This is a genomic window from Gemmiger formicilis (genome assembly GCF_016901605.1).
GTDB classification, from domain to species: Bacteria; Bacillota; Clostridia; order Oscillospirales; family Ruminococcaceae; genus Gemmiger; species Gemmiger formicilis_B.
Genome location: NZ_JACJKP010001018.1, coordinates 1 through 217, shown reverse-complemented (window position 1 = coordinate 217; position 217 = coordinate 1). Strand labels below are relative to the sequence as shown.

General features: G+C 42.4%; 1 protein-coding gene. It reads right to left on the bottom strand.

The genetic code is table 11. The features are described 5' to 3' along the window. On the bottom strand, positions 1-217 hold a 217-nt coding region (locus H6B10_RS17600), incomplete at both ends, for a hypothetical protein (protein WP_204652578.1).

Here is a 217-nt window from a genome sequence, read left to right as displayed (position 1 = left end):
ATCAAAATCTTTAAAACACCTGACGGATATGAATCCATGGTTCAGCGTGTATACCGGCAGATTACGGAAGTTGATCCCGAAGCTTGTGTTACCATCGCAACCAGCAAAACGCAGAACCTGAATTTCCGATTCTCTCTCGACCACAGCATAATCGAAACTGATTTTGGTCAACGATTCATACTTACGGAACAAATCCTGATAATCGGTAAACTCGATC